The organism is Psychrobacter sp. CoH-33_TS_01 (assembly GCF_058189395.1).
The window spans coordinates 19,713-44,360 of record NZ_JBVGQI010000014.1; the positions used below are offsets into that span (position 1 = coordinate 19,713).

A 24,648-nucleotide genomic window follows, 5' to 3' on the forward strand; every position below is an offset into this window, starting at 1 on the left:
GCATTGGTATTACTCAACCAAAGTATTAACAGTAGCAGCAGTCGCTTCCCCCCAGTAATGATACCCCACAATACTGACGCCCTGCGTAAATCCTTGCTCACCCAATACCGTAAACCCTGCTTGGGTTAGTAACTTTTCAATATCTCTATCCAAATGACAGCCGCCGGCTAGTGGCTTCCAAACGGGAGTAATGGCTTGCTGTATTTTACCCACTAGCTTGGGCTGTGGGGCTAAGCCATGCTCCGCATAGTATAACTTGCCAGCAGGTTTGAGCACTCTGCGGATTTCGCTTAAGGCTTGGCTAGGGTTGGGGATAGAGCATAAGGTAAAAGTCATCACGACACTATCTACACTATTATCTGCAAGCGGTAAGGTTTCTGCAGACAACGGCTGCGACACCAACTCAATACCTACGGCAGCAAAGCGCTGTCGGGTCAATGGCTGTAGATGAGGGTCGACTCCTATGACTCGTTTCACATTTTGTGGGTTATAAAACTTGGCATTCAGGCCGCTACCCACGCCAATCTCTAGCACCACGCCACTGGCTTTGGGAACGACCAAAGCTCTTTGCTGGCTAACGCTCTCTAAACCGCAAGCCTTATCGATTAAGATTGGCAAGACTTTATTATCATAGAGACTTTTTAGGGTAGTTAGGCCGAAAGCCGATTTTGCAGTCATGATAGTTCCTAAGTGGGGTCTCTACGGGATGAAGGCTGGCGTTAGTTTGTTATCCAGTAATTTTTTAATAAATAATTTTTATTCAGTATAGCAACTATCATACTAAGCTACTGTCCCATAAAAAAAGCGCCTTATATAAATAAAGGCGCCATTTTGTGATAATCATTGCATTAAAAATATAGATTTAATTCACTTTGGCGTAGCCGACCAAACCGGAGAGCGCACGGTACCAGCAACTGATTTATACAAGGTATCGCCACCGCTAAGTGATTTGATGGTCAGCACAGCTTTGCCACCTTGCTTGGTCGAGTACACCACGCGCTTACCATTGGGAGAGAAACTTGGCGCTTCATCGATGCCGGTGCTGCCGAGATTGGTCACGATAGCCCCTGAGGTATTCATAATCGCCGCTGAGCTGCCACTTAAGAAAGCAATCTGTGTACCATCCGCATTGTACTGGGGACGCACGGCATAACCGCCTTTAGACACCTTAGTCACTTTACCAGTAGCAAAGTCATAACGGTTAATCTGCGGTTTGTTATTGCCACCTGGGTCCGAGACATAGAGGAAAGACTTGCCATCAGGAGAGTAATTGGGCGTTACGTCAGCGTAGGGCGAGCCAATGATTTTCTGTGCGGCGCCGCCTGAAGTGCTAATACGGTAAATGTCTGCCGTCCCCTCATGACTGCCTGAGAATAAGATACTGCCGCCATCTGGAGAGAACGAGGGGCTCATATTGCTGCCCTTCAGGCCAGCGGTGAGGACTTGCGGACGTGAGTTGGCAGTAGTGACGTTTTGTATGTAAATCATCGGATAGCTGTTCGGCATATGCACGGTATAAGCGATACGGTTGCCATCGGGGGACCAAGCTGGTGAAAAGATAGCGCCTTTAATAGGGGGGCTAATCGGCATGACGTTTTCGCCGTCCGCATCCATCACCATCAATTGCGAAGTCTTATCTTTGACACTGCCTGACTCTTGAATATAGGCAATACGGCCTGAAAAGTCGCCCGGTGTACCGGTGATGAGTTCATAAATCTTATCTGCGATAACATGGCCGGCATAACGTAGGCTGGCTCGGTCGTTATTGGCCGTTAGCGTTTGCTCACCGCCTAGACTGCGCCCTGTTTTGACATCAATCACTTCAAAAGTGGTGACGACTTTGCCTTTATTAGACTGGGTGCTGCCTACCGCTAAGTAAGGGATGCCGGTCTTTTGCCAGACGGGTAAGGTACCGGTTAGCTCGCGGCTGCTATGCGGCTGTTGCGGTAAGTTCTGACTGGTGGCGCGCAGTTCGGTTTGGCTTAAGTTATTGAGGACGACAGGCGAGATGGCGGTATCGCCCGCAAACGGCACAAAGGCTACTTGGCTTTGTTGTTTCGGCGCCACATAAGTGAATTCTAATTCAAGCGGGTCTTCTGCTTGGGCTATTACTGGCATCAACGTCATGCTGCCCAAGACGACTAAGCCGAAAGAGGCAATATCTTTCGCCATATTATGGGGAGTTTTTTTCATAGAGAATTACCGTTTATTAATATAGTTTTCTAATGGGGAGTATGCAGAATGTTGCTTACTGATTTTGCTTACTATAGCAGATAAATTATTAGATTTCGTCAAAGGCATGTAGTTGAGCAATAGTATTATTGTGCGGGATAAGGGGATAAGTTAGGCCGTCATAATAGCTCCTATGACCCTCAGCAAGGAGGCATTACCATTAGCATCAACGGGCTGTTAATGCTAACTGGCTATTCCTATTAACAGGCTATGAATGCTAATTGGCTATGAATGCTAACTGCCCTTAATCTTCACCCGAATCGAAGCAAAAGCTTTCGGATTGCTGGTATCGATAGGTAGAGGGCTGGCCGCAAAAGCAGCACTCTCAGCCGCCGCATTGACCTCAGGGCTAGAGCCACTGGCGCTGGCGGATAACACATTACCGTTGGCATCCAAACGCAGCGATAAATTGGTAAAGTCACTTTCACTACCATAAGGGGGAGTAAAGTGGCTTTGAATTTTATTCACAATATCGTTTTTATAGGAGCTTACAGAGCGGCCACTACTGCCGGCACTATTACTACTGCTATTAGAGTTGCTAGTAGGACTGCCTTGACTGCTGACCTTGGCTTGACCATCCGCGAGATCAATAGAGATACGATCTGAGTCTTTGGACTTATTGCCCGTCTTCGCCTCGGGGCGTTTTGGGCGTTGCACGGTCGGTTGACTGGCTTCGATACGCTTTAGTTGATTGACCCTTTCTTGTCGGATTTGCTCGCTCTGGCGGGCTTGGTCTTGAATAGCTTGCTCATCATTTTGCCAAGCTTGGTCTATCTGTGCGGCCAATTCTGCCATTTTGCGTTCGTATTCGGCTTCAGCCTCTTGCACTTGCTGTTGGTATTCCCGCGTGACCATAATACCGTCTTCAGTCGGCATATCGGAAGGGGCATCAGAACGGACAAAGACAGGCACGCGTCTAGAGCCACTACTGCTAGCTGATGCACTACTGCTACTTTGACTGCTAAAGCTCTCGCTGCTCTCCATCGGTGCAAACTCAGAGTCACCTGCGCCAGAGGCTCCCATCTCCGCCATAGCGGCACGGTTGGCTAAAATCTGACCTTGCATCTCTGCCAACTGCTCAGGAGAGACCATAGTGGCCTCAATACCTGGCGGAGTCTCTAGGGTAGGTGCTTGATGGGTATAGAGAATAAAGCCAATCAGCAGTCCATGCGCCAAGACACTCAATAGTGTCGGCAGCGTGATGCCATCCCCTTCAGGCGGGGTAGGAACAAAGACGGAGGGGCCTTGAATCATGTAACGCTTACCTTTCCCATAGTCATTAGCGTTAGGGCAATAGACCCTGCATATGACTATAATTGATTGACAACGATGGATTGACAATGATTAATGAACAGCGAGGTTAGCACTTCGCCATTTACTTTACTGTGGCAGTCTCGCTAGTTTGTTATTGACCAGCTTGAACTATTTTAAACCCTATGACCTTGATTGAAAACTGGATTACAAGCCAGGCTCTGGTAAAGGTTTACCCGTTAATAAGCCTACTTTTTTAATCCCTGCTTGCTGCAAACTGGCCATCAATTCCATAATCGAGCCATACTGATTGTTTTGGTCGGCATTAATCATGACTTGCAGCCCTTCAGTGCCCGAGTCTTGGCTTTGCAGGCGCGAGAGGGTGTCGATGAGTTCAGGCTGGGTGATAGGCTGGTCGATATTATTCTCATAGCTGATAAAAATCTCGCCATTGTCTTTTAGCGATACGATCACCGGCAACTGACTGCTGCTACTGATGGTATTGGTCTGTTCTTTTGGCAAGTCCACATCTACACCTGTGGTCAGCATAGGGGTCGTAATCATAAAGATAACCAGCAACACCAACATGACATCGATATAAGGGACGACGTTCATCTCCGCATTGAGTGCTTTTCTTTCACGGCGATAAGGGCTGGTCTTCATAGCGAGCTTACCTGCGCAGGTTGCTCTTGTGGGACAGCTTGGGCCACAGGAGCGGGCGTGGCTGCGGTCTCACGTAGTAGCATCCCCGTCATCTCTTCGCAAAATAGCGCGCGTGAGTCATAGATACTGTTGGCTTTGGCGGTAAAGTGGTTATAAGCCAACACGGCTGGAATAGCGGCAAATAGACCCATAGCTGTAGCAATCAAGGCCTCTGCAATACCAGGGGCTACGGCAGCTAGGCTCGCTTGTTCGGTCTGCGACAATCCCAAAAAGGCATTCATGATGCCCCACACCGTACCGAATAGACCCACATAAGGCGCTACCGAGCCGATGCTGGCGAGGGTAGGCAGGCCTTTTTCTAGCAAGTGCTGTTGACGACCCAGACCGACGCGTAATTTACGCTCGACGCCATCGATAATATCGGGCTTAGGTTGACGCTTTTTATGCATCTTCAAGTATTCTGAAAAGCCCACATAGAATATTTGCTCAAGCCCTTGACGGTCTGGCGAGTTCTGGACGCCTTGGTACAATTTTGCCAAGTCCTCTCCGGACCAAAACCAAGACTCAAATTGTTGGTCAAAGTTTTTGGCCGTACCTAGCCGCGCACTTAAGCGAAAGATCATCACCCAGCACAGCAGTGAGGCCAGTAATAATAGCCCCATAACGATCTGTACCAACAAACTAGCTTGGGTAATCAGCTCAATGATATTTAACGATTCAGGCATGCAAAAGCTCACTTTTGAGAGGGGTTGGGTAAAGCAATAATCAGGATAAAGGATAAACCAAATAGCAACCGGCTAGTGTACTGCTAAATAAAGACAGCGTCATCTATAAATATGCATAGACTCAGATTATGCCGACTATTATGTCGCGTATTGTACTACCATGCCTAATAAAAGCGGTAGCAGTTAATTGGCCTATATTTTGCAGATAGCTTGTATATATAGATAGTTTGTAGATAGCTGGCATACAAATGGCTTATAGGATTAAGGTGGCTATGATATTTAATCTAACCAGTCATAGTGCGTACAAGCGGGCAAAATGTTTGTATAATGGCGCGCTTTTATATCCTTAAGACAGAAATCAGTAAGTAAGTTGAGACCGATAGTATAACGTATAGGTTTACAGTATTTTTAGACCCAGCAGTGGCTGAAAGGCGCACAATTTATTTATCTCAATTATTCCAACGTTATGTTACTATTTGTTACCCATCCTTAATACACTGGCTGCGAAACCATCCTTGCAGTTGTATTGTTTGACTAATTTAATAAAAGCTAGGCGTCACTTATGAATGCAATTGAACGTTATTTTGGGATTAATGGCAGCAATACCACCGTTAAAACCGAGGTGATGGCAGGGATTACGACCTTCCTGACCATGGCATATATCATTTTTGTTAACCCGAATGTCTTGGCAGAAGCCGGCATGGATAAAGGGGCGGTCTTCGTTGCGACCTGTCTAGCAGCAGCGGTTGGCTGTTTTATCATGGGTATATTTGCGAAGCTACCCGTGGCGTTAGCACCAGGAATGGGGCTGAACGCCTTTTTTACTTATGGCGTCGTCCTAGGTATGGGCTACACTTGGCAGACGGCTCTTGGCGCGGTCTTCTTATCAGGGTGTGTCTTCATCCTATTGAGTCTCTTTAAGATTCGCGAATGGATCATTGATGCTATTCCGGGTACTTTGAAAAAGAGTATCGTCGCAGGTATCGGGGCTTTCCTAGGGTTTATTGCCTTACAAAGTGCAGGTATTATTGTTGCTCGTGAGTCCACCTTGGTCATGCTAGGGGATATGACGTCTTTTGGCCCGGCTATGGCCGCTTTAGGCTTCTTCATCATCGCAGCCTTAGCGCATAAACGTGTGCCTGGTGCGGTGATTCTCGGTATTTTGATTATTGCCATCATCAGCTTAATATTTGGTCAAACGCAGTTCGGCGGTATTATGTCGATGCCACCGAGCATTGCGCCAACGATTATGCAATTGGATATCGCAGGTGCCTTTAACGTAGGTATGATTGCGGTTATCTTTGCTTTCTTATTTGTTGATTTATTCGATACTACAGGCAGCCTGGTGGGGATTACCACCAAAGCGGGCTTGATTGGTGCAGATGGCAGAATCCCTAATATGGGCCGAGCTTTACTGGCGGATTCTACAGCCACAGTGGCTGGGGCTATGCTAGGCACTTCCTCAACGACCAGTTATATTGAGAGTGTCTCAGGGGTAGCCTCTGGTGGTCGTACGGGTCTAATGGCGGTGACGGTTGGGGTAATGTTCTTACTCAGCTTATTCTTTGCCCCATTGGCCGGTATGATTCCTGCCTATGCGACTGCTGGTGCTATCTTTTACGTGGCCGTCTTAATGATGTTCTCACTAAAAGAAATCGATTGGGAAGACATTACCGAAGCCGCTCCTGCAGCTGTGGTGTTATTGTTTACCCCGCTAACTTACTCAATTGCAGATGGTATTGCTCTTGGGTTTATTACTTATACGGTCATCAAAGCGGCCACGGGTAAATTTAATGAAATCAGTATCGCGGTTTGGGTATTAAGCGCGGTATTATTGGCTAAAATTATTTTCTTATAAGCTTTGCCAAAAGCCCTGTTAGTATGCTAGGAAGCCCTCTGTCACTGTGGTTGATAGGGGGCTTTTTTATTCGCTACAAGTATTGCTATTAGGGGGGTGTAGCCTAGGTGTGAAAAAAATTTAAATATTTTTTAGCGACTATGCATATAACGTATAGTTTGACTAGAATTTTCGTGATACTATGCGGTCAGTTAAGCGCATCACCTCAACTGGACGAGGTAGCAGTACCCAGTCCTTAGAGCCGAAGAGGTTTTTCTGACAGTGAAATAATACCTTAGCGTTAATTCGCTAATTACATTACCTGTTAAGTCTGTACTGGTAGCTGTTCTCACCTATACCGACTTAATCTGCGTTATGTTCCCCCGTATTCACTATCACCATGAAGAAGGCGTTAATGCCGCTTACGTTGATCTACTGTATGAGACGGCTATTTTTAGCCCCTTTGCGCGTGCCATAGGCTCAGTGAGCCAACTGCCCCGTATCTGGCTGACATTGGCACATTCATCTTGATTGACTATGTTGTTTAATTGCCTTTTTATCTATCGTTATTGCTCAAATCGACAGTGCTCTGTTAATACTCTTGTTCCCATTGCTTTCGCAAATACTTGGGTGAGTGTATCTATTATGAAAAACTTTGTTTGAGTATAAAGACTTCTAAAAGGGCAACTAAATATAACCTTATGTTATTTATTGACTAAGCATGGAGTCGGTATGCCCCCAATCGAGCAATTCACCCCCAAAAACCCAATATTATTTTCGCCAGTAGAGTTATTAAACCCTGCCTATATTGAGCAGAGTCCTGCGACTTTGTTATCCCGTGTCTCCCCGTTATATAGCGTGGATGAAGCTACTTGGCTCAGCCAATTATTGCCGCTGGCCAAGCCTACAGATGCGGAAAAACAGGCGATCTCTGACCAGACCGCAAAGCTGGTCAGCCATGTCCGCCAAAATGACAAAGCCGTCAAAATGGTCGACTCGCTATTACTAGAATATAGCTTGGATACCCAAGAAGGTATCTTGCTGATGAGTCTGGCCGAAGCGCTGATTCGTGTGCCAGATAATGCGACAGCTGATGCGCTGATCCAAGACAAGATGAGCGTCGCCGATTGGAAAAAACACTTAAAAGACAACAACGGTTTCATCGTCAATGCTTCCACTTGGGGCTTGATGATGACCGGCCGTGTGGTCAGTATTGATAAGAGCACGACCGCCAGTGGCTTTTTAGACCGCATGACCAAAAAAATGGGTGAGCCAGTCATCCGTGCGGCCATGCAAAAAGCCATGCGTATCATGGGCCATCAGTTCGTGTTAGGCGAAACTATCGAAGACGCCAACCGCAATAGCCAACCGTACCGCAAAAAAGGCTATACCTATTCCTTTGATATGCTAGGTGAAGCGGCGATTACCAATAAAGATGCCGAAAAATACTTTGCTGACTACCTGCATGCGATTAAAGCCACGGCCAGTATCAAAGTCAACGAAGGTATGCCGAAGCCGTCAGTCTCTATCAAGCTGTCTGCCTTGCATCCGCGCTATGAAGCCACTCAAGAAGCACAAGTTTTAGGGTTGCTGCGTCAGCGTTGCTTGCTGCTCATTGAAGCTGCTCGCGAAGTGAATGTGGATCTGAGTATCGATGCAGAAGAAGCCGATCGCCTAGAGATTTCACTAAAACTTTTTGAATCGCTATACCGTGATCCGCTCACTGCTGGTTGGGATGGCTTGGGCTTAGTCGTGCAGGGTTACTCTAAGCGCGCTATTGCTATTTTTGCTTGGTTGGCTAGCCTATCTAGAGAAGTGGGTGACCGTATCCCTCTACGTTTGGTCAAAGGCGCTTATTGGGATACAGAGATTAAACTGGCACAGCAAAAAGGGCTGTCTGGCTATCCGGTATGGACCCGTAAAGAAGGCACCGATTGTGCTTATCTTGCCTGCGCTAGATTCCTATTAAGTGAGCATCTACGCGGTCTGATTTGGCCACAGTTTGCTACCCATAACGCGCATACTTTAGCTTCGGTTATGACCATGAGCACGCACAGAGACTTTGAGTTTCAGCGCTTGCATGGTATGGGCGATGCGTTGTATGACCATATCTTGCAGACCTATCAAATCCCAGTACGTATCTATGCTCCAGTAGGCGCGCATAAAGACTTGCTCCCATATTTGGTGCGTCGTTTGTTAGAGAATGGTGCCAACAGCTCGTTTGTCCATCAGCTATTAGACAAATCTTATCCTATTGAAAAGCTAACCATACATCCGTATGACAAGCTAACGGCCAATGCGACCTTGCATAACCCGCAAATCCCACTACCATTAAATGTTTATGGCGACCGTCAGGCGAGTTTTGGTCCCAACATCTATGTAGAGTCACAATGGATTCCGTTTAAAGCGGCTATTGATAGCTACTTGACGAACACTTGGACGGCGGCTTCTGTCATTGATGGTGCTACCGATACCAATACGCAAAACAGTCAAGAAGTGCGGGCGCCATGGAATCATAATGTGCTCGTTGGGCAAGCCCATTACGCTGATGCAGAACAGGCGCGTCAAGCGGTGACTGCGGCCATCGCTGGACAAGAAAACTGGCAACAAGTACCGGCCACTGAGCGTGCTAGTATCCTACGCCGTATTGCCGATCTGTTTGAAGAAAACTATGCAGAATTCATGGCGTTATGTCAGTTAGAAGCTGGCAAGACCATGCAAGACAGCATCGATGAGATTCGTGAAGCCGTTGATTTTTGTCGCTTCTATGCCGATGAAGCCGAGCGTTTAGAGGCTGATGTTAATACCTTTACTGATCTAAATGGTCAAACGGTCTCTCAGCGACTTAAAGCGCGCGGTACCTTTGTCTGTATTAGCCCTTGGAACTTCCCATTAGCGATTTATACCGGTCAGGTGGTCGCCGCATTAGCTGCCGGTAACACGGTCGTGGCTAAGCCTGCTGAGCAGACCAGTCTGATTGCTTACTTTGCCGCCCAGCTTATGTACCAAGCGGGTGTGCCTCACAGTGCCTTGCAGTTGGTAATCGGTGGTGGTGAAGTCGGTGGCGCATTGACGGCAGCAGACCATATCTCTGGCGTTATCTTTACCGGTTCGACCCAGACTGCGCAGCGTATTAACCAAAGCTTAAATGCGGAGCGAGCTACGGCCAGCACCTCAGCAGAATTGCCTATTCTCATCGCTGAAACCGGTGGTCAGAATGCCATGATCGTTGACTCAACCGCCTTGCCAGAGCAAGTGGTTCAAGACGCAGTATTATCTGCCTTTGGCTCTGCAGGCCAGCGCTGTTCAGCTTGCCGTATCTTATGCGTACAAGACGATATTGCAGATGGCATTATCGAATTGTTACAAGGGCATATGGCCGAGCTGGTGGTGGGCAATCCGTTAGCCATCACTACCGATGTGGGTCCGGTCATTGATCAGGATGCCAAAGAGGGCCTAGAGCGTCATATCGCCCGTATGGAAGCAGAACCTACTGCGACTATTATTGCGCAAACCGCACTGGGCGCAGAAGCGGCTAGCGAGCAGGCGTCAGCGACTTATGTCTTACCTACCGCTATTGAAGTGCAGAGTATCGATGTGATTGCGGGTGAGCATTTCGGCCCTATCTTGCACGTATTACGCTATAAAGCTGGTGAAATGGATAACTTAATCGATGCCATCAATGCGACGGGCTTTGGCTTAACTTTAGGTATTCATACCCGTATCGAGCGTATGGCTGAGCATATCGAACGCCGTGCGATGGTGGGTAATACCTATATCAACCGTAACCAGATCGGTGCAGTAGTCGATGTCCAGCCTTTTGGTGGTTGTGGCCTGTCAGGTACGGGTCCTAAAGCGGGTGGTCCTCATTATGTGGCACGCCTAATGCGTTGGGAAGAGGCGTAGATAGTCTACAGACCCTTAACTCTATTATTGCTAATTTAATAGGAGCCTTATTATGGCGACCGAATTCAAAAAAAATCATGCAAAAATCTGTGAAGAATGGCGTTTACTGAGTGCCACTGATCGTACGGCATTTTTGCAAGCGGCTAGCCCGCGTTTAGCACTACTTACGGGTAACGCTAATAAAGCTAAGCGCTTATTCGCCCATCTGCTTGAGCAAGCGCCTAAGCTAGATGCCGTAATGGCTATGAATGGCGCGACCGGCGAGTCCAACGACTTATACCTAGACGCTCGTGGCAAGACTATGGTCATCGGGACAGAAAATGCCAAAACTTTGCCGGTATTAGGGCAGATGGTAGCAGCGCTGTTGGCCGGTAATGAGGTGATTTTACATTATCCTAGTCAGCCTGAAATCTGCGTAGAAGTGGTGGATATCTTGTACAATGCCGGTATTAAAGAAGATGTGATTAGCATTGCTAATGACTCGCAGACCACTATTTTGCTGCACATGGATCGTCTAGCTCAAGTCGCTGCTGTGGGGACCCCTGCAGAGATGCAAGAGCTAGCGTCTGAGCTGGCTAAAACCGATGGTATCCTGACGCAAATGATTGCGGTCACTGACGTTAGTGGCTGCCGTGAGATGTTGACACCGGACTACCTCTATCGCTTTGTCACTGAGCGCGTGAAGACGATTAATACTACAGCTATCGGTGGTAACGCCAGCTTGCTAGAGTTGGTTTAATCGTAAAGCCTTTCACGGCGTAGTTTAGAGCTAGTTACTGTACGCTCACCTAGGTTTTACTGAGGCGCACATCAGTGTGCTTTACTGGGCTGAGTGTATAGTGTTTAAATAAGGCAATGGTTGTTGGCTGCATTCGCGGCGGCACCATTGCCTTTTTTTATGCCAAATTTTTCGTGCTATTGTCGTTAATTAAGGACACACCCTAGTGACTCTATAGCCAATATTGAATGAATTGACTATATTAGTCTGGCCATAGTGGCACTAACATACTCAGGGACGCCCAAACATGCTACGACGGCTCAGCTCCATACTCTTAGGTCTATTACTCAGTATTGTGGTGATAGCTGCGCTAGCGTTCGCGCTGTTGCGTGCACCCGACCGTAGTGTGGCTGACCTGTCGCAGTGGCAATTGCCTGGCAGTGAGTTCATAGACATAGCAGGCACCCAAGCCCATGTGGTGCAATCTGGATTATGCCAACAGCTCAAAAATAACAAGACTACTAAACATGTAGGTCCAGTTGGTATTGAGCCGCCTGTCGTAGTGTTATTGCACGGTACCTCCGCCAGTCTCCACACTTGGAATGGGTGGGCGGAGCAGCTGGATAAGGATTATTGTGTTATCCGTATGGATTTGCCTGGTTTTGGCTTGACGGGACCTTTTGCAGATAAGGCTAAGAGCTACCATAGCAATCATTACGCGGATTTCGTCATGCAGGTATTGGATCAGCTGCACGTTACTCGTGCCAGCTTCGTAGGTAATTCACTAGGCGGCAAAGTGGCTTGGCTCAGCGCCGTCAATTATCCTGAGCGGGTCGATAAGCTGATTTTAATCGATGCTGCGGGGTATCCGGCCACCCCCAAACACGTACCGATTGGCTTTAAACTGGCGAAATATCCTAAGCTTGACCCGCTCATTAAACGAGTATTACCACGCTCGGTCGTAAAGAAAAGTTTGCTTAGCGTCTACGCCGATGATACTAAGGTCACCGATGAGCTGGTCAACCGCTATTATGAGCTGACTCTACGCGCAGGTAACCGAGGTGCGTTAGGCCGGCGGATGCGTGAGTTTGATAGTCCAGGACAGCAAGCACGTATCAAAGATATCGCCGCACCAACTTTAATCCTCTGGGGCGGGCAAGATGATCTCATCCCACCGGAGAATGGCGAGCTTTTTCATCAAGATATTAAAGGCAGTCAGCTGGTGATGTTTCCGGACTTAGGGCATGTGCCGCAAGAAGAGGATGCTATAGCCACAGCGGCAGTTGCCAAAGCATTTTTAGACGGTGAGTCAATTAGTGCCGGCGCGTCAGGTAGTAAATGACACGCAGTTATTAAGCAATACACGATGATTAAGTGACACAATAGTTCTTAACTATTTTATTGGATTAGTTTTATTGAGTTAATGATTCAATACGGCCGTATCGGGTCGTATTTTTTTGCTTCATAATTTCCCTTAGCGCCTCAATCTAGCTGGGCTATTGCGCCTATCTAGTTATGTGGCTATTCATATAGACATTACTCTGTCTTAAGGCTTAGTAACGTTTTTTGACGGACTTCACCCGCTATAACCGTTAGAATTTCTGAATAATATAAATTTGTTATTAATAAAAATTAGCACAGTAGTCATGGAGGCAGTATGCCCACACTTTTTATGGTTCAGCTCGGTGGTCGACCCAAAGGCCGTTTGATTGAGCAGCACGATATGTTCTTTGGCATAGCTGATGACTTAGTTGAGCTTATTCCTGCTATCAATGAGCATTGGCCAGAAGTGAGCAATAAATGGCATGTGGACTCTTATCGTGCCGTGACCCGTGTGGATGGCTATCGTATTGATTGGCTGGCTACAGCAGAGTCAAGTGATCCTCATGAAAGCACAGTAGATGACGCCACAGACTTAAAGCTGTTTTTTATTAATTTGGGCGGTTATCTGCCCGGCGATTTTGAAGAATACCACCATAAGCTGCTTATCGTGGCGCCGACCCAAGCCGAGGCTGTTAAACAAGCCAAGCAAAGTGCTTTCTATAAAAAATACAGCTTTAAAGATAAAGATACGCCGTTTGATGCTGCCTCACATATAGATGATAAGCATCAAGTGGATATCGATGAGATTTATAACGTCAATGAGTTGCTGCCCACAGGAGCCTTGCAAATCACCGCGGATACGACAGGCATAGAGTCGAGAGAAGATAAGGTCTATATCGGATATTTAAGCATTAAGAATTTAAGGAAGTTGTCATAATATGGCTCTTAATATGTATTATAAAAACGGCCTGATTCGCAGAACGCGCTGCCAAATCCCAGATGATTTAGTGTCCACTCTTTATCAGGTGCATGATAATGCTAAGTTTCCGCAACTGACTTGGTTGATTGATAATCTTTATGAGCAGCCGCAGATTCAACCGGATATTGCTCAGGTCTTGGCCGATGAGATGGTCGCGTTTGAGCGGTTAATACTGTCGCTACATTTGCCTTTTCCTATGCTGCAACTGCAAAAGTTACAGACTTTCTTTAACACCGCGGCTGAGAAACAACAGGTGATTATCACCAGTAGCGAGTAGACAGCTCAAATTAAGTGAGCATAGTTAAGGCAACAGAGTCAAAGCGGCATTTAGGCCGTTTTCATTTTAGTAAAAAGTACTCAAGTAAATACTCAAGTAATAGTATAAATAAGTAATAAAAAATCCAGTTAATTTAATGAATTTGAAGAAGAAAACCTTTTATGAGCCATTTATTTACTCCCAAAATCATCTTTTTTGATATAGACGATACCCTAAGCCGTGATGGCATTATTGCCCCGCATAACCAAGCGACTTTAGAAGCGCTAGCAGACACTGATATCAAACTGGTGATAGCCACAGGTCGCGCCAAGCCCATGCTGCCAGACGATATTCTGGACCTGCATGATAGAGGGGTGCTCGACGCTATTATTTGTATGAATGGTCAGTATAGCTTTTGCAAGCATTACCACGAGGATGACGATGCAGAGGTAAGCCCGCAACGTAGCGACGAGGCTGTGATTCAGCATTATCCTTTGACGCTAGCGCAAGCCGAGCAAATCGTACAAATCTGTCAGCAGGAGCAGGTCGTCTATAAACTTGATTCTACAGACTATATTGCTTGGTCAGTGGCGCATGAGCGCATCAAAGCTATGATGGTAGAGCGTAGCTATTTTATTGTCGATCCTGATTTCTACAAGACCAATGCTACCTATCAGTGTTCGGTGATTTTCAAAACTGAAACCGATAAAATGCAACATATCGACTTTACTAAATACGGCTTAAAGCTGGTGCATTGGCATAATATGGGCGCTGATATTATTCCAGTGGATGCCTCCAAGGCGCGGGCGGTACAAGATGTCTGTGATTACTATGGGATAGCAGTTGCCGATGCCATGGCCTTTGGCGATGGTATGAACGATTTAGAAATGTTTGATTTGGTCGGTTGTGGTGTGGCGATGGGCGATGGTCAACCGGCATTGATTGAGCGGGCTGATTTGGTCACAGGCTCTATCGAGGAGTTTGGTATTCAGGCGGTGCTGGATAAATTTTTGGTGGTTTAACCTATTGTTCCCATAGTGCTAATTCATCGTCATCTAATGGTAGAAAAAATTCTGGGTTCAGTTCTTTATCTATATACTTGCCGGCCTAACCATTATCTATCATAGCCAGATAAAGGGGTTTGCCTTGATTCTGTCGCCATTCACCCTCATATTCTACCCACCTATAAAATTAAAATAGCCTAAGCCAATGCCTGATTCTGCTCCGGAAACCTTACCAAATATGCCAAATGATACCGCCGCTGAGGCAACTACAATCGATGCAAACAGTGATGCAACAATTAATTCGACAACAAGCTCGAATGCTACTGATAAAACCACGACTGCTGCCCAAGATATGGGTTTACCAGCAGAAGGTTCATCGGTGGTAGCGTCCACAGCTGAATATGATAATTCAATAGTCAATCCCTCTAACGCTATCACTATGCCCAATTACCAGCAGTTGGCTGACTTGCCCGTATTGGCGAAAGACAGACATTTCTTAACCCGCCTAGAACGTGACCTAAAGCGTGAGGCAAACCGCAAGCCGGCTCATAAAAAAGGTGAACAGAGTAAAGACCATAATAAACAAAAAACGCTCGCCGACAAACAAGCCCAATACGACAAGGCAAAACAACGCTCGCAGCAAGCGGTGCAAGAGCGTATTGATAGTATCCCAGAGAATTTAGCAGCAAAACTTAACCACGACCTACCGGTGAGTCAACGTGCCGAAGATTTGGTACAGGCTATCTTAGACCATCAGGTCATTATTGTAGCGGGTGAGACCGGGTCGGGTAAGACAACGCAGTTGCCTAAGCTGGCTATGCTGGCGGGTCGCGGGATTACCGGTCAGATCGGCCATACGCAGCCTCGACGTCTGGCTGCTCGAAGTGTCGCTAACCGTATTGCTGAAGAGTTAGGTGAGCCGCTAGGGGAGACGGTCAGCTTTAAGATTCGCTTTAATGAGCAAGGCACTGCAAAATCAGTCGTTAAATTGATGACGGATGGTATCTTACTAGCTGAATTAGGTCACGATCGCTTCCTCACCAAATACGACACTATCATTATCGATGAAGCGCATGAGCGTAGTCTTAATATTGACTTTATCATGGGCTATCTGAAGAATTTACTGCCCAAGCGTCCTGACCTAAAAGTAATTATTACTTCGGCGACGCTCGATACTCAGCGCTTTAGCGAATACTTTTCGCATTATGATGCTCGGACCAAACGGACTATTAATGCGCCAGTTATTGATGTGGAAGGGCGCAGTTATCCGGTGGAAGTCCGCTATCGTCCGTTGACTGATGAGCCGGTCACCAGCTCAGATGATGATAGCTATGATGACTTCGAAGACAATCTACCGCGTGCTGTCGTAGCCGCTGTCGAAGAGTGCTTTGAAGATGCCAATAGTAAAGGTCATCCTTCACAAGCTGATATCCTTATCTTTGCCGCTACTGAAGCGGAGATCCGTGAGCTCCAAGAAGTATTGGTAAGACATGGCCCGCGCCATACTGAAGTCTTGCCATTGTTTGCCCGGCAAACTTATGCAGAGCAGCAGCGTATTTTCTCGCCATCCGGTCGAGGTCGCCGCATCGTTATCGCGACCAACGTGGCAGAGACTGCTTTGACCGTACCTGGTATCCGCTACGTCATCGATTTAGGGTTTGCGCGTATCTCTCGCTACTCGTATCGCTCACGCGTCCAACGCTTACCCATTGAAGCGATTTCCCAAGCCGCAGCAAATCAGCGTAAAGGCCGTTGTGGTCGTGTGGCGCCCGGTGTCTGTATTCGCTTGTATTCTGAGGAAGACTTTACCAGCCGTCCTGAATTTACCGAGCCTGAGATTCTACGTACCAACCTAGCGTCCGTCATCCTACAAATGGCAAGCTTGCGTCTAGGCAGTGTCGATGACTTTGACTTTATTGAGCCGCCAGACAGCCGCTTGATTAAAGATGGTCGTAAGTTGCTCGATGAATTGGGTGCTATTACTGCGAAAAATAGCGACAGTCAAAAACCAATTAGCAAACAGACCCTGAATGAGATCAAGCTGACGCGCACCGGTCAAAAGATGGCGCGGATGCCGATTGACCCAAGGCTGGCACGCATGTTAGTCGCCGGTAGTGACTTTGATTGTATGCGCGAGATGCTGATTATCGTGGCGGCATTAGCGGTACAAGACCCACGTGAACGCCCAGCAGAAAAACGTGCTCAAGCGGATCAAAGACATGCGGTATTCCGTCAAGAGGACTCGGATTTCTTATTCTACTTAAGTTTGTGGAAGAGCGTCTTTGAGACGGATAAAGATGGCAATAAATTATCCAGCAGCCAGCGTAAGCAATTCGCCAAAAAGAACTATTTGAGCTTTCCGCGACTGCGAGAATGGCAAAAAACCTATCGCCAACTCGAGCAGATGGTCACGGAATTAAAACTCACGGACACGCCAGCTAAAACTAACGCTAAAAGCAATGCTAAAAACAACAACAGCTCAGCGGCGGAATTGATACTCATCGATAGTGTGGATGAGGAACAACGCGCAGTCAGGTATGCCAATCTGCACCGTGCGCTACTTACAGGGCTGCTATCTGTTATTGCTCATAAAACGGAAAACCGTGGTGAGTATCTGGCCGCTCGTCAGCAAAAAGCTAAGATATTCCCAGCCAGTACGGTGTTTAAACAAGTGCCACCGTGGGTCATGGCGTTTGAAATCGTCGAGACCTCGCAAGTATTTATGCGTACAGTCGCGAAAATTGAGCCGGAGTGGATTATCTCGGCGGCAGGCGATTTGGTTAAATACCATTACTTTGAGCCGCATTGGTCGAAGAAGTCGGGCCGCGTGAAAGCCTATGCGCAGATTAGCGTGTTCGGCCTTATCGTTATAGCCAAGCAATTGACCAACTACGAGCAGGTAAACCTTGAGGAAGCCCGCGAAATCTTCATTCGCGATGGTCTGGTTACGGGTAACTTCGGTCGCCAAGCGCCTTTCTTACAGCACAATATGGATAAGATTGCCCAGGTTGAGCGCATCGAGGACAAATTACGCCGTCGTGATTTGCTAGTAGATGAAGAAGCGCTATATCAGTTTTACGATCATAAGATTCCTGAGCATATCGCTAGCCGTAAGGCCTTTGAAGACTGGCGCGCGGAAGTGGAGACGACGGACAGTAAGTTTCTGTTCTTCACTGACGAGGATGTCCTTAACGAAGCCGCACCGACTACTGGTGAATTTCCAGAAGTCTGGCAGTTGGGAGATTTAAAATTACCCTTAAAATACGTCTTTGATCCAGCGAGTGAAGACGATGGTGTGACCATTCGCGTACCATTAGCCGCTTTGCCGCAGTTGGATGCCGTAGAGTTACTTTGGGGCGTACCAGGTTGGCGCTATGAGTTGGTGCTACAGCTATTGCGCTCACTGCCGAAAGATATCCGTCGTCAAATTGTCCCGATTCCCGATACGGCGGACAGTTTATTCGATGAGTTAGAGTATCAGCAGCAGAATAGCCAACAAGTCGGTCTGCTCAAGCAGTTGTGCCAAGCCTTGCAGCGCCGCGGTATTGTGGGATTAACGCCAAAAGACTTTAATCCGTCGAGTATCGATCGCTACCTGCAACCGCAAATCTGTGTGGTCGATGATAAAAACCGTCTGATTGAAAAAGGTCGCGACTTAGAGACCTTGCAGATTCGCCATGCTAGCGAGACCAGCCAAGCCTTGATGAGCGAAGCCGATATGCACGGCATGCATACGAGCTTCCCTGAGCACTTTAGATTTAGCAAAAACCGTCATAGTGCGGGCGTGGTGATGAAGCAGTTTGCTGCCTTAGTCGCTGATGAGGCGGGTGAAGCGGTCTCTATTCATCAATTTACCGATGTGAATGCTGCCCTTAAAGCGCATCGTAAAGGGGTGCTAACGCTAATCAAGTCGCAATTGGGTGCCAAGCAAAAGCAGCTGACTAATCAAGTGGATAATGCCTTTAAGTTGGCTTTTGCACCACTCGGCAATATGGACAAGTTAAAAACTATCCTTGTCGATGCGACCTTAGATGCAGCGCTTGAAACCCATGCCACACGTTTTGACCATCAAGATATACTGCCAGACAATGCGGATAAACTGACCGAAATCTTGGCGGATAAGCTGCCGATGAGTGAGGCGGATTATGCGCAGACCGCTAAGTCGGTATTAGATAACTTCTTACTTGAAGGTCAGACCATTATTAAGCTGCTGAAAAACGTCTATACTCGTTGGCAACGTATCCGTCAGCGCTTATTGATGTTAGACCGTGAAATATTTGGGGAGTCTATTGACGATATTGAAGATCAGTTAGAAGACCTACACTTGTCTGATTTCGTCTATCGCATGGACTTTGAGCATTGGCAGCAGTATCCGCGCTATTTAGAGGCATTGGAGATTCGTATTGATCGCCTTGAGCACAATCTAGATAACGACTTGGATGCGGTCTATGAGTTGGACGTGCATATGGAGCGCCTTGCTGGCCGTGCCGCTGACGAAAAAATCAGTGAGTACCGTTGGTTGGTCGAAGAGTATCGCATTCAATTGTTTGCGCAACCGATGAAGACCCGAAGTGCGGTCTCGCCAAAACGCTTAAATAAAGTATGGGAAAAATTAACCTAAACTTTATGACTAGCTAGTGGCAGCTAACAATTAACAGATGAACGGACGAATATCGTGCAATTAAAATTGTGCGATATTTTTTTGCCGTTCGTTTTTATTAATCTACCTTCTATCATCAAACTGTCATATTTACCCTTTACCCTGACGCCTAATTATAACGGCTGCGGCTCAGCATCACTGCTAGCACGGTCAGCCTGCTTGACATGGACTTTGAACAGTGTTGATTGTCTACCTAGCGATAGGTGACCCAGTAGCTCCTAAATAGGGTCAAAACACATGAGACAGATCAGTCCCACGAGTATTGCCAAGCGCTTTGGCAGTATTACCACCCGTATGCTAGTAATCTTAGCGTTGGCCTTTATGTTGATTACGTTGATGGTGAATTGGGTCATTGAGACCTATGCCAAACCGCGTGTCGTTGCCATGACCTCAGAGTCTATCGAAGGCATTGGTAACGAAGTTATCAACAGTATTATGGCGAATATTAGTCGCGTAGATGGTATAGCCAAGGCCACCAGCGCTATCAGCGGTGGCCTGCCAAAAGACCAAGCTATTTATCAAGATACCTTAGGGAACTTGATGAATCAAACGGACAAGAATATCGTGGGCGGCGGGGTGTGGTTTGATCCAAATATGTATCAATCTGGTCAAGAGCGTCAGTCCTTTGTCTGGGCGCGAGATAACTCAGGGGTGATGCAGCGCACGGAGCGCTATAACGCCAAAGAGACCGTGTTTAACCCTTACTATCGTGACTCGTGGTATATCCCTGCGCTCTATGCACGCCATGACCACTGTGTTTGGAGCCGCGCCTATATTGACCCAGCCACCAAATCTCCTATGATGACCTGTGCGAAAGCGCTGTATAACAGTCGCAATCAGGCGTTTGATGGGGTCATCTCCTTCAACCTTATCTTAGATAATCTCGATGCCGCTATGCAAGTGTGGCGAAAGAAAGTAGGGGGTTATGTCTTTTTGATCGACTTGGACAACCGCTTTTTAACTTTTCCTGATAAGTCCTTAATCACTTATGAGTCGCGTGCCAATCCACAAGGCGAGATGCTAAGTGTCGAGGCGTTCGCCAAAGCACAGCCCGGTTTTGCCCCTATCGCTGAACACTTAATGGCCATCAATGATGACTTGTTGGATAAAGCCATTGCGACCGATGAGAGTCGCTATAACTTCGCAGCCAATAGCATTGTCAGTACTACCAATGCGGGTCAAATTAGCCCGCAAGAATCTAAATTGCTTTCAGCACTATTGCTGCTCAATGGCAAGCAATCGATGAACTTTGTTGAAAGTCATTTGGTAGATACTGTGGCCGTCCCTAACGACCTTATTTTGAAACAGCCGTCTACCGCCTTTATCTTCCGCATGCCCTTCACTTATTGGAAGATGGTCATCGTTAAGCCAGACAGCGCGCTAACGAGTGTGGCAAATGGTTTGTCTAACCAACTACTGCGCTACATGCTATTCGGCTTTATCCCTATCCTACTCATGACGGCTTGGGCTTTCCGTAACTACTTTACTCGACCGCTACGCCATATGGCAGAAGCTGTAGCAGATATGGGTGCCTTGATTGAACGCAAGCAATATCAACAGTTAGGCGCACATAAACTACCGACATCCAATGTGAGTGAAATCCAAATTATCAGTGAGCAGACCAATCAGTTGATTGACCGTGTCGTGGAAAACGAAGGAGCGCTTGCCGAGATTAATGTGTTGCTAGAGAAAAAGGTCGTGGAGAGAACGCAAGCCTTACAACAAGCTATGGATGAGCTCAAAGCCTCACAAGTCCAGCTGGTTCGTTCCGAAAAAATGGCAACGCTAGGACAAATGGTGGCTGGCGTGGCGCATGAGGTGAACACGCCGTTAGGTTATGTTCGCAGTAACATGGAGTTGGTCGGGGAAAATCTATCGCGCTTTGATGAGCTGACTCAGCATACTGAGCAATTATTAACCGTGCTAAAAGATGCAGACGCTAGCCAAGAAGAGCGAGATGCTGCTATTACTGCTACCTTGCAATGCTGTGCGGAAATCAAAGAAGACGAGGTCAGCGAAGATTTAGCAGGCTTGGTCAATGATGGTCTATTCGGGGTCGACCAAATCGCTGAACTGGTGCTTAGCCTGCGTGACTTCTCCCGAATCGATGAGTCAAAGATTAAAGATATCGATATTAATGACTGTATCAATAGCTCGCTGGTCATGGCGCGTAATAATCTAAAGACTTTGGATGTGATTACAGAATTAGGTGACTTACCGCCGGTGCAATGCAACCCCTCGCAGATTAACCAAGTACTGCTTAACCTGTTTAATAATGCTGCCCAAGCTATCCCTAGCGATAGAAAAGGTCAGCTCACAATCGTTTCAGCGCTTGCAGATGAGCATACCGTGACTATCAGTGTGACCGACAATGGCAAAGGTATGGCTGAGGAAGTATTGGCACGTATGTTTGAGCCGTTTTTCACGACCAAAAAAGCAGGCGAGGGTACGGGTCTAGGGTTAGCGATTTCTACAGAAATTATGGAACAACATGGGGGCAAACTAGAAGCACAGTCTAGCATCGGTGAAGGCACAAGGTTTGTGATGACGCTACCAGTTGCTCAGACGTCTTCTCAGGCACAGCAAGCCCCTAAGGCGCTATTTGAAGCTTAGCGATAACCAGCCGCGTTATTAATGCTAACTCTAAATTAGCTTTGGTTAACGTGGTCATCTCTTTACTCTACTTAAATCAAAAAGGTCTACCCATGTCAAAACCTAAAATTGCTTTTATTGATGATGAAGAACGTATCTTACGCAGCTTAAAAATGCACTTTCGTCAGAGCCATGATGTCTTTATCACGACGGACCCTGCTGTGTTAATTGACTATGTCCAGAATAATGACGTATTGGTGGTCATCAGCGACCAGCGTATGCCTGATAAGCAGGGCACTGAAGTGTTGCGCGAGGTCAGAGAGGTTTCACCCAATACAATTCGTATTCTGCTGACTGGTTATGCAGACTTGAACGCCGTGGTGGACTCAGTGAACGAAGGTGAGATCTATCGCTATATCACTAAACCCTGGCAAAATGATGAGCTCAAAAAAGTAGTCAATAAAGCCACGGAAATCGCGCTACAAACTAAAGATATTGATCATGAAATAGACGAAGCGGTTAGTATGAGTCGCAACCGACATATTCTAATATTAGACGATGATAAAGAGGTCTTTAAGCAGATGAAGGAGCATTTCTCACCGGGCTACAAGGTGAGTTGGGCGAGCAATTTAGAGCAAGCGGCTGAACTGCTGCAGCGTGAGAGGTTTGGCGTTGCTATTGCTGATGTGAGCTTAGGGGGTGAGGATATTGCTCCGGTCGTCTATGCCCTAAAAAACATCCAACCCGACCTTATGATGCTGATGCTGACCGAATTTAAAGACGCGCATCTGATCATTGATTTGATTAATAAGGGACAGATTTATCGCTGTCTGCCACGTCCGACCAACCTCGCCATTATGAGCATTAGCCTAGAGCGCGCTTATCGTGAACACGAAAAAATGGTGCAGCAGCCGATATTGGCGGCCAGACATCATGTGGAAGAGGCGCCGGAGGTTGCAGGTTTAGACTTTTCGAGCAAACTTAAAAGCTTCTTTGCTAAGTTAAAATTTGGTCGGTGGAGTAGGGCTTAGGGTGGTTTTTAATTGTTGGGGTGAAATTTTTTCCTTGGGTGGAAACCCACTGACTTAAGAGGTTTTTATTAATAATTAAGAGAACCCCCTCCTGGCCTCCCCCTAACAACAGGGGGAGGAATGTTCTTTTTTAAAACTGGATTGTATTTTCATTGGTTTAGGCGGTGCGCTAGGTCTATACGGTACAAACCCAGAGGTTTAAAAGAGTGTTGTGTAGGCTGGCGCTTTAGCCCAGCATTGGTGGAGAATAATTTCAACTTTTCCGTGGGTGTTACCTACGTTACGGACTAGGAGATACATAAGGATGGCGCTATGAGGTTTATAAACCTAATGATCTAAAAGATACTCCTCTAAGGCATCATTAATCATATCTTGGTAGTTGCCACCTGTCTCTTTGGCTTTATCTTGGAATCTAGCAATAATACTAGGACTCACAAGGCTTTCATTGGTAGTAGGGTCATTTGACAATATGCTGCCACGAATGGCTCCAGACCATCCTGTCGCTTCCGGTATATCAGACAAATCAATATCCTTGTCTGGAAGCGTAGCCAGTCTTTGTAAGTTTGCTTCTTGCTCAGCGGTCAAAGACGGAAGTTCATTAGATTTATATCTAACCATGTTCATAACATCTCCTTTCAGCTTTCGTAGCACGTCGTGCTGATATGATTCGGATGATTTCACCACCCTCCACCTCTCTTTGAGTATGAGCGACTAGCAATAAAGTAACCCCATTCACTTCACCAATAGCTTGCCACCTCTCTTCACCATTCTCAAATCTATCTTGGCGGCGCAAACAAAAAGGGATCAAAGAATACGCGAGCCGCTTCTTCGAATGATAAGCGATGTTTAAGGCGGTTACTAACATTTTTCTGTTCATCCCACTCAAATTCAATCATTAGAGAGTGTCTCTTGAAAATAATTGTAGGTTTGTAGAGGTTACTAAAATTAATTGTCAGTTTATAGCTATATCTGAATTCATATTAGGTTGCTTTAAGTATAGCGGCCATTGTTACGTTCTTCCATTCCTGTGTTAACCCCCTCCTGACCTCCCTCTAACAACAGGGGGAGGGACATTATTTTGCAAAACTGGATTGTATTTTCGTTGGCTTAAACAACGGGGTAGGTCTATATGATGAAAATTCACAGACTTAAAAAGTGCTATGTAGGCTGGCGCTTTAGCCCAGCATTGACGGAGGATAACTTCAACTTTTCCGTGGGTGTTACCCACGCTACGGATTCTGGAAAATCTAGAATATTAATCATGAATTCTCGTAGGATTGCTACAAAATACATAGGATGGCGTTAGTTCTAAAAACTCTCGTAGAGAAGTTTTTTAAATGTAACCCACCGTTGTTATCAATCTTAATTGCTCGGTTACGCTTCGCTAACCTCACCCTTGTATCTTGATTGATGATAAATCTCATGAGTTCTTGGTACAATTTATCATCGAATCACGAGCATTGTGAGCGTG

16 protein-coding genes and 1 pseudogene are annotated in these 24,648 nt (G+C 46.6%); 10 read left to right on the plus strand and 7 right to left on the minus strand.

All coding sequences use genetic code 11. The annotated features are described in order from the left end of the window. Positions 1 to 9 precede the first annotated feature (9 nt). The 5 genes from ACZ2XM_RS14925 to tolQ all read right to left on the minus strand — a co-directional run bounded on the left by ACZ2XM_RS14925 (position 10) and on the right by tolQ (position 4,871). Positions 10 to 678, minus strand: coding sequence for a class I SAM-dependent methyltransferase (locus tag ACZ2XM_RS14925; protein WP_490589781.1), 669 nt, complete (start codon positions 676 to 678; stop codon positions 10 to 12). Positions 679 to 867: 189 nt separating this feature from the next. After that, positions 868 to 2,193, minus strand: coding sequence for a translocation protein TolB (locus ACZ2XM_RS14930; protein WP_490589780.1), 1,326 nt, complete (start codon positions 2,191 to 2,193; stop codon positions 868 to 870). Between the two features lie 273 nt (positions 2,194 to 2,466). After that, positions 2,467 to 3,486, minus strand: a complete 1,020-nt coding sequence (locus ACZ2XM_RS14935; RefSeq protein ID WP_490589779.1) for an energy transducer TonB — start codon at positions 3,484 to 3,486, stop codon at positions 2,467 to 2,469. Positions 3,487 to 3,690: 204 nt separating this feature from the next. Continuing rightward, complete coding sequence (gene tolR, locus ACZ2XM_RS14940) at positions 3,691 to 4,146, minus strand: protein TolR (protein ID WP_490589778.1); 456 nt, start codon at positions 4,144 to 4,146, stop codon at positions 3,691 to 3,693. Next, positions 4,143 to 4,871 carry a protein TolQ gene (gene tolQ, locus ACZ2XM_RS14945; protein WP_490589777.1) on the minus strand — a complete coding sequence of 243 codons (729 nt, stop codon included), beginning with the start codon at positions 4,869 to 4,871 and terminating at the stop codon, positions 4,143 to 4,145. The genes tolR and tolQ overlap by 4 nt, the downstream gene beginning before the upstream one ends. A gap of 562 nt (positions 4,872 to 5,433) precedes the next feature. Here tolQ and ACZ2XM_RS14950 point away from each other — a divergent pair. The 10 genes from ACZ2XM_RS14950 (at position 5,434) to ACZ2XM_RS14995 (ending at position 23,177) form a co-directional block, all read left to right on the plus strand. Next, positions 5,434 to 6,729 carry an NCS2 family permease gene (locus tag ACZ2XM_RS14950; protein ID WP_490589776.1) on the plus strand — a complete coding sequence of 432 codons (1,296 nt, stop codon included), beginning with the start codon at positions 5,434 to 5,436 and terminating at the stop codon, positions 6,727 to 6,729. Positions 6,730 to 7,440: 711 nt separating this feature from the next. Further along, positions 7,441 to 10,614, plus strand: coding sequence for a bifunctional proline dehydrogenase/L-glutamate gamma-semialdehyde dehydrogenase PutA (putA, locus tag ACZ2XM_RS14955; RefSeq protein WP_490589774.1), 3,174 nt, complete (start codon positions 7,441 to 7,443; stop codon positions 10,612 to 10,614). Positions 10,615 to 10,666: 52 nt separating this feature from the next. Beyond that, positions 10,667 to 11,353: an aldehyde dehydrogenase family protein gene (locus ACZ2XM_RS14960; RefSeq protein ID WP_490589773.1), complete on the plus strand. Its 687-nt coding sequence runs from the start codon at positions 10,667 to 10,669 to the stop codon at positions 11,351 to 11,353. 286 nt (positions 11,354 to 11,639) lie between these two features. Beyond that, a complete protein-coding gene (locus tag ACZ2XM_RS14965) occupies positions 11,640 to 12,674 on the plus strand; it encodes an alpha/beta fold hydrolase (protein ID WP_490589772.1) in 1,035 nt (344 codons plus the stop codon). A 315-nt stretch (positions 12,675 to 12,989) separates the two neighbouring features. Continuing rightward, positions 12,990 to 13,592 carry a DUF1543 domain-containing protein gene (locus ACZ2XM_RS14970; RefSeq protein WP_490589771.1) on the plus strand — a complete coding sequence of 201 codons (603 nt, stop codon included), beginning with the start codon at positions 12,990 to 12,992 and terminating at the stop codon, positions 13,590 to 13,592. Positions 13,593 to 13,605: 13 nt separating this feature from the next. Beyond that, positions 13,606 to 13,911 carry a hypothetical protein gene (locus ACZ2XM_RS14975; RefSeq protein ID WP_490589770.1) on the plus strand — a complete coding sequence of 102 codons (306 nt, stop codon included), beginning with the start codon at positions 13,606 to 13,608 and terminating at the stop codon, positions 13,909 to 13,911. Between the two features lie 161 nt (positions 13,912 to 14,072). Further along, the gene (locus tag ACZ2XM_RS14980) at positions 14,073 to 14,912 is read left to right on the plus strand and encodes an HAD family hydrolase (protein WP_490589769.1); all 840 of its coding nucleotides are present in this window, start codon (positions 14,073 to 14,075) and stop codon (positions 14,910 to 14,912) included. A gap of 421 nt (positions 14,913 to 15,333) precedes the next feature. Next, entirely contained in the window at positions 15,334 to 19,515 is a 4,182-nt protein-coding gene (gene hrpA, locus ACZ2XM_RS14985) for an ATP-dependent RNA helicase HrpA (RefSeq protein ID WP_490598341.1), read from the plus strand. Positions 19,516 to 19,791: 276 nt separating this feature from the next. Then, complete coding sequence (locus ACZ2XM_RS14990) at positions 19,792 to 22,167, plus strand: sensor histidine kinase (RefSeq protein ID WP_490589834.1); 2,376 nt, start codon at positions 19,792 to 19,794, stop codon at positions 22,165 to 22,167. 92 nt (positions 22,168 to 22,259) lie between these two features. Further along, the gene (locus ACZ2XM_RS14995; protein WP_490589835.1) at positions 22,260 to 23,177 is read left to right on the plus strand and encodes a response regulator; all 918 of its coding nucleotides are present in this window, start codon (positions 22,260 to 22,262) and stop codon (positions 23,175 to 23,177) included. A 327-nt stretch (positions 23,178 to 23,504) separates the two neighbouring features. Here ACZ2XM_RS14995 and ACZ2XM_RS15000 read toward each other — a convergent pair whose 3' ends face one another. Both ACZ2XM_RS15000 and ACZ2XM_RS15005 read right to left on the minus strand, forming a co-directional pair. Continuing rightward, positions 23,505 to 23,801, minus strand: a complete 297-nt coding sequence (locus ACZ2XM_RS15000; RefSeq protein WP_490589836.1) for a hypothetical protein — start codon at positions 23,799 to 23,801, stop codon at positions 23,505 to 23,507. Then, positions 23,788 to 24,073: pseudogene (locus ACZ2XM_RS15005) on the minus strand (BrnT family toxin). The gene ACZ2XM_RS15000 and the pseudogene ACZ2XM_RS15005 overlap by 14 nt, the downstream one beginning before the upstream one ends. Between the last annotated feature and the right edge of the window lie 575 nt (positions 24,074 to 24,648).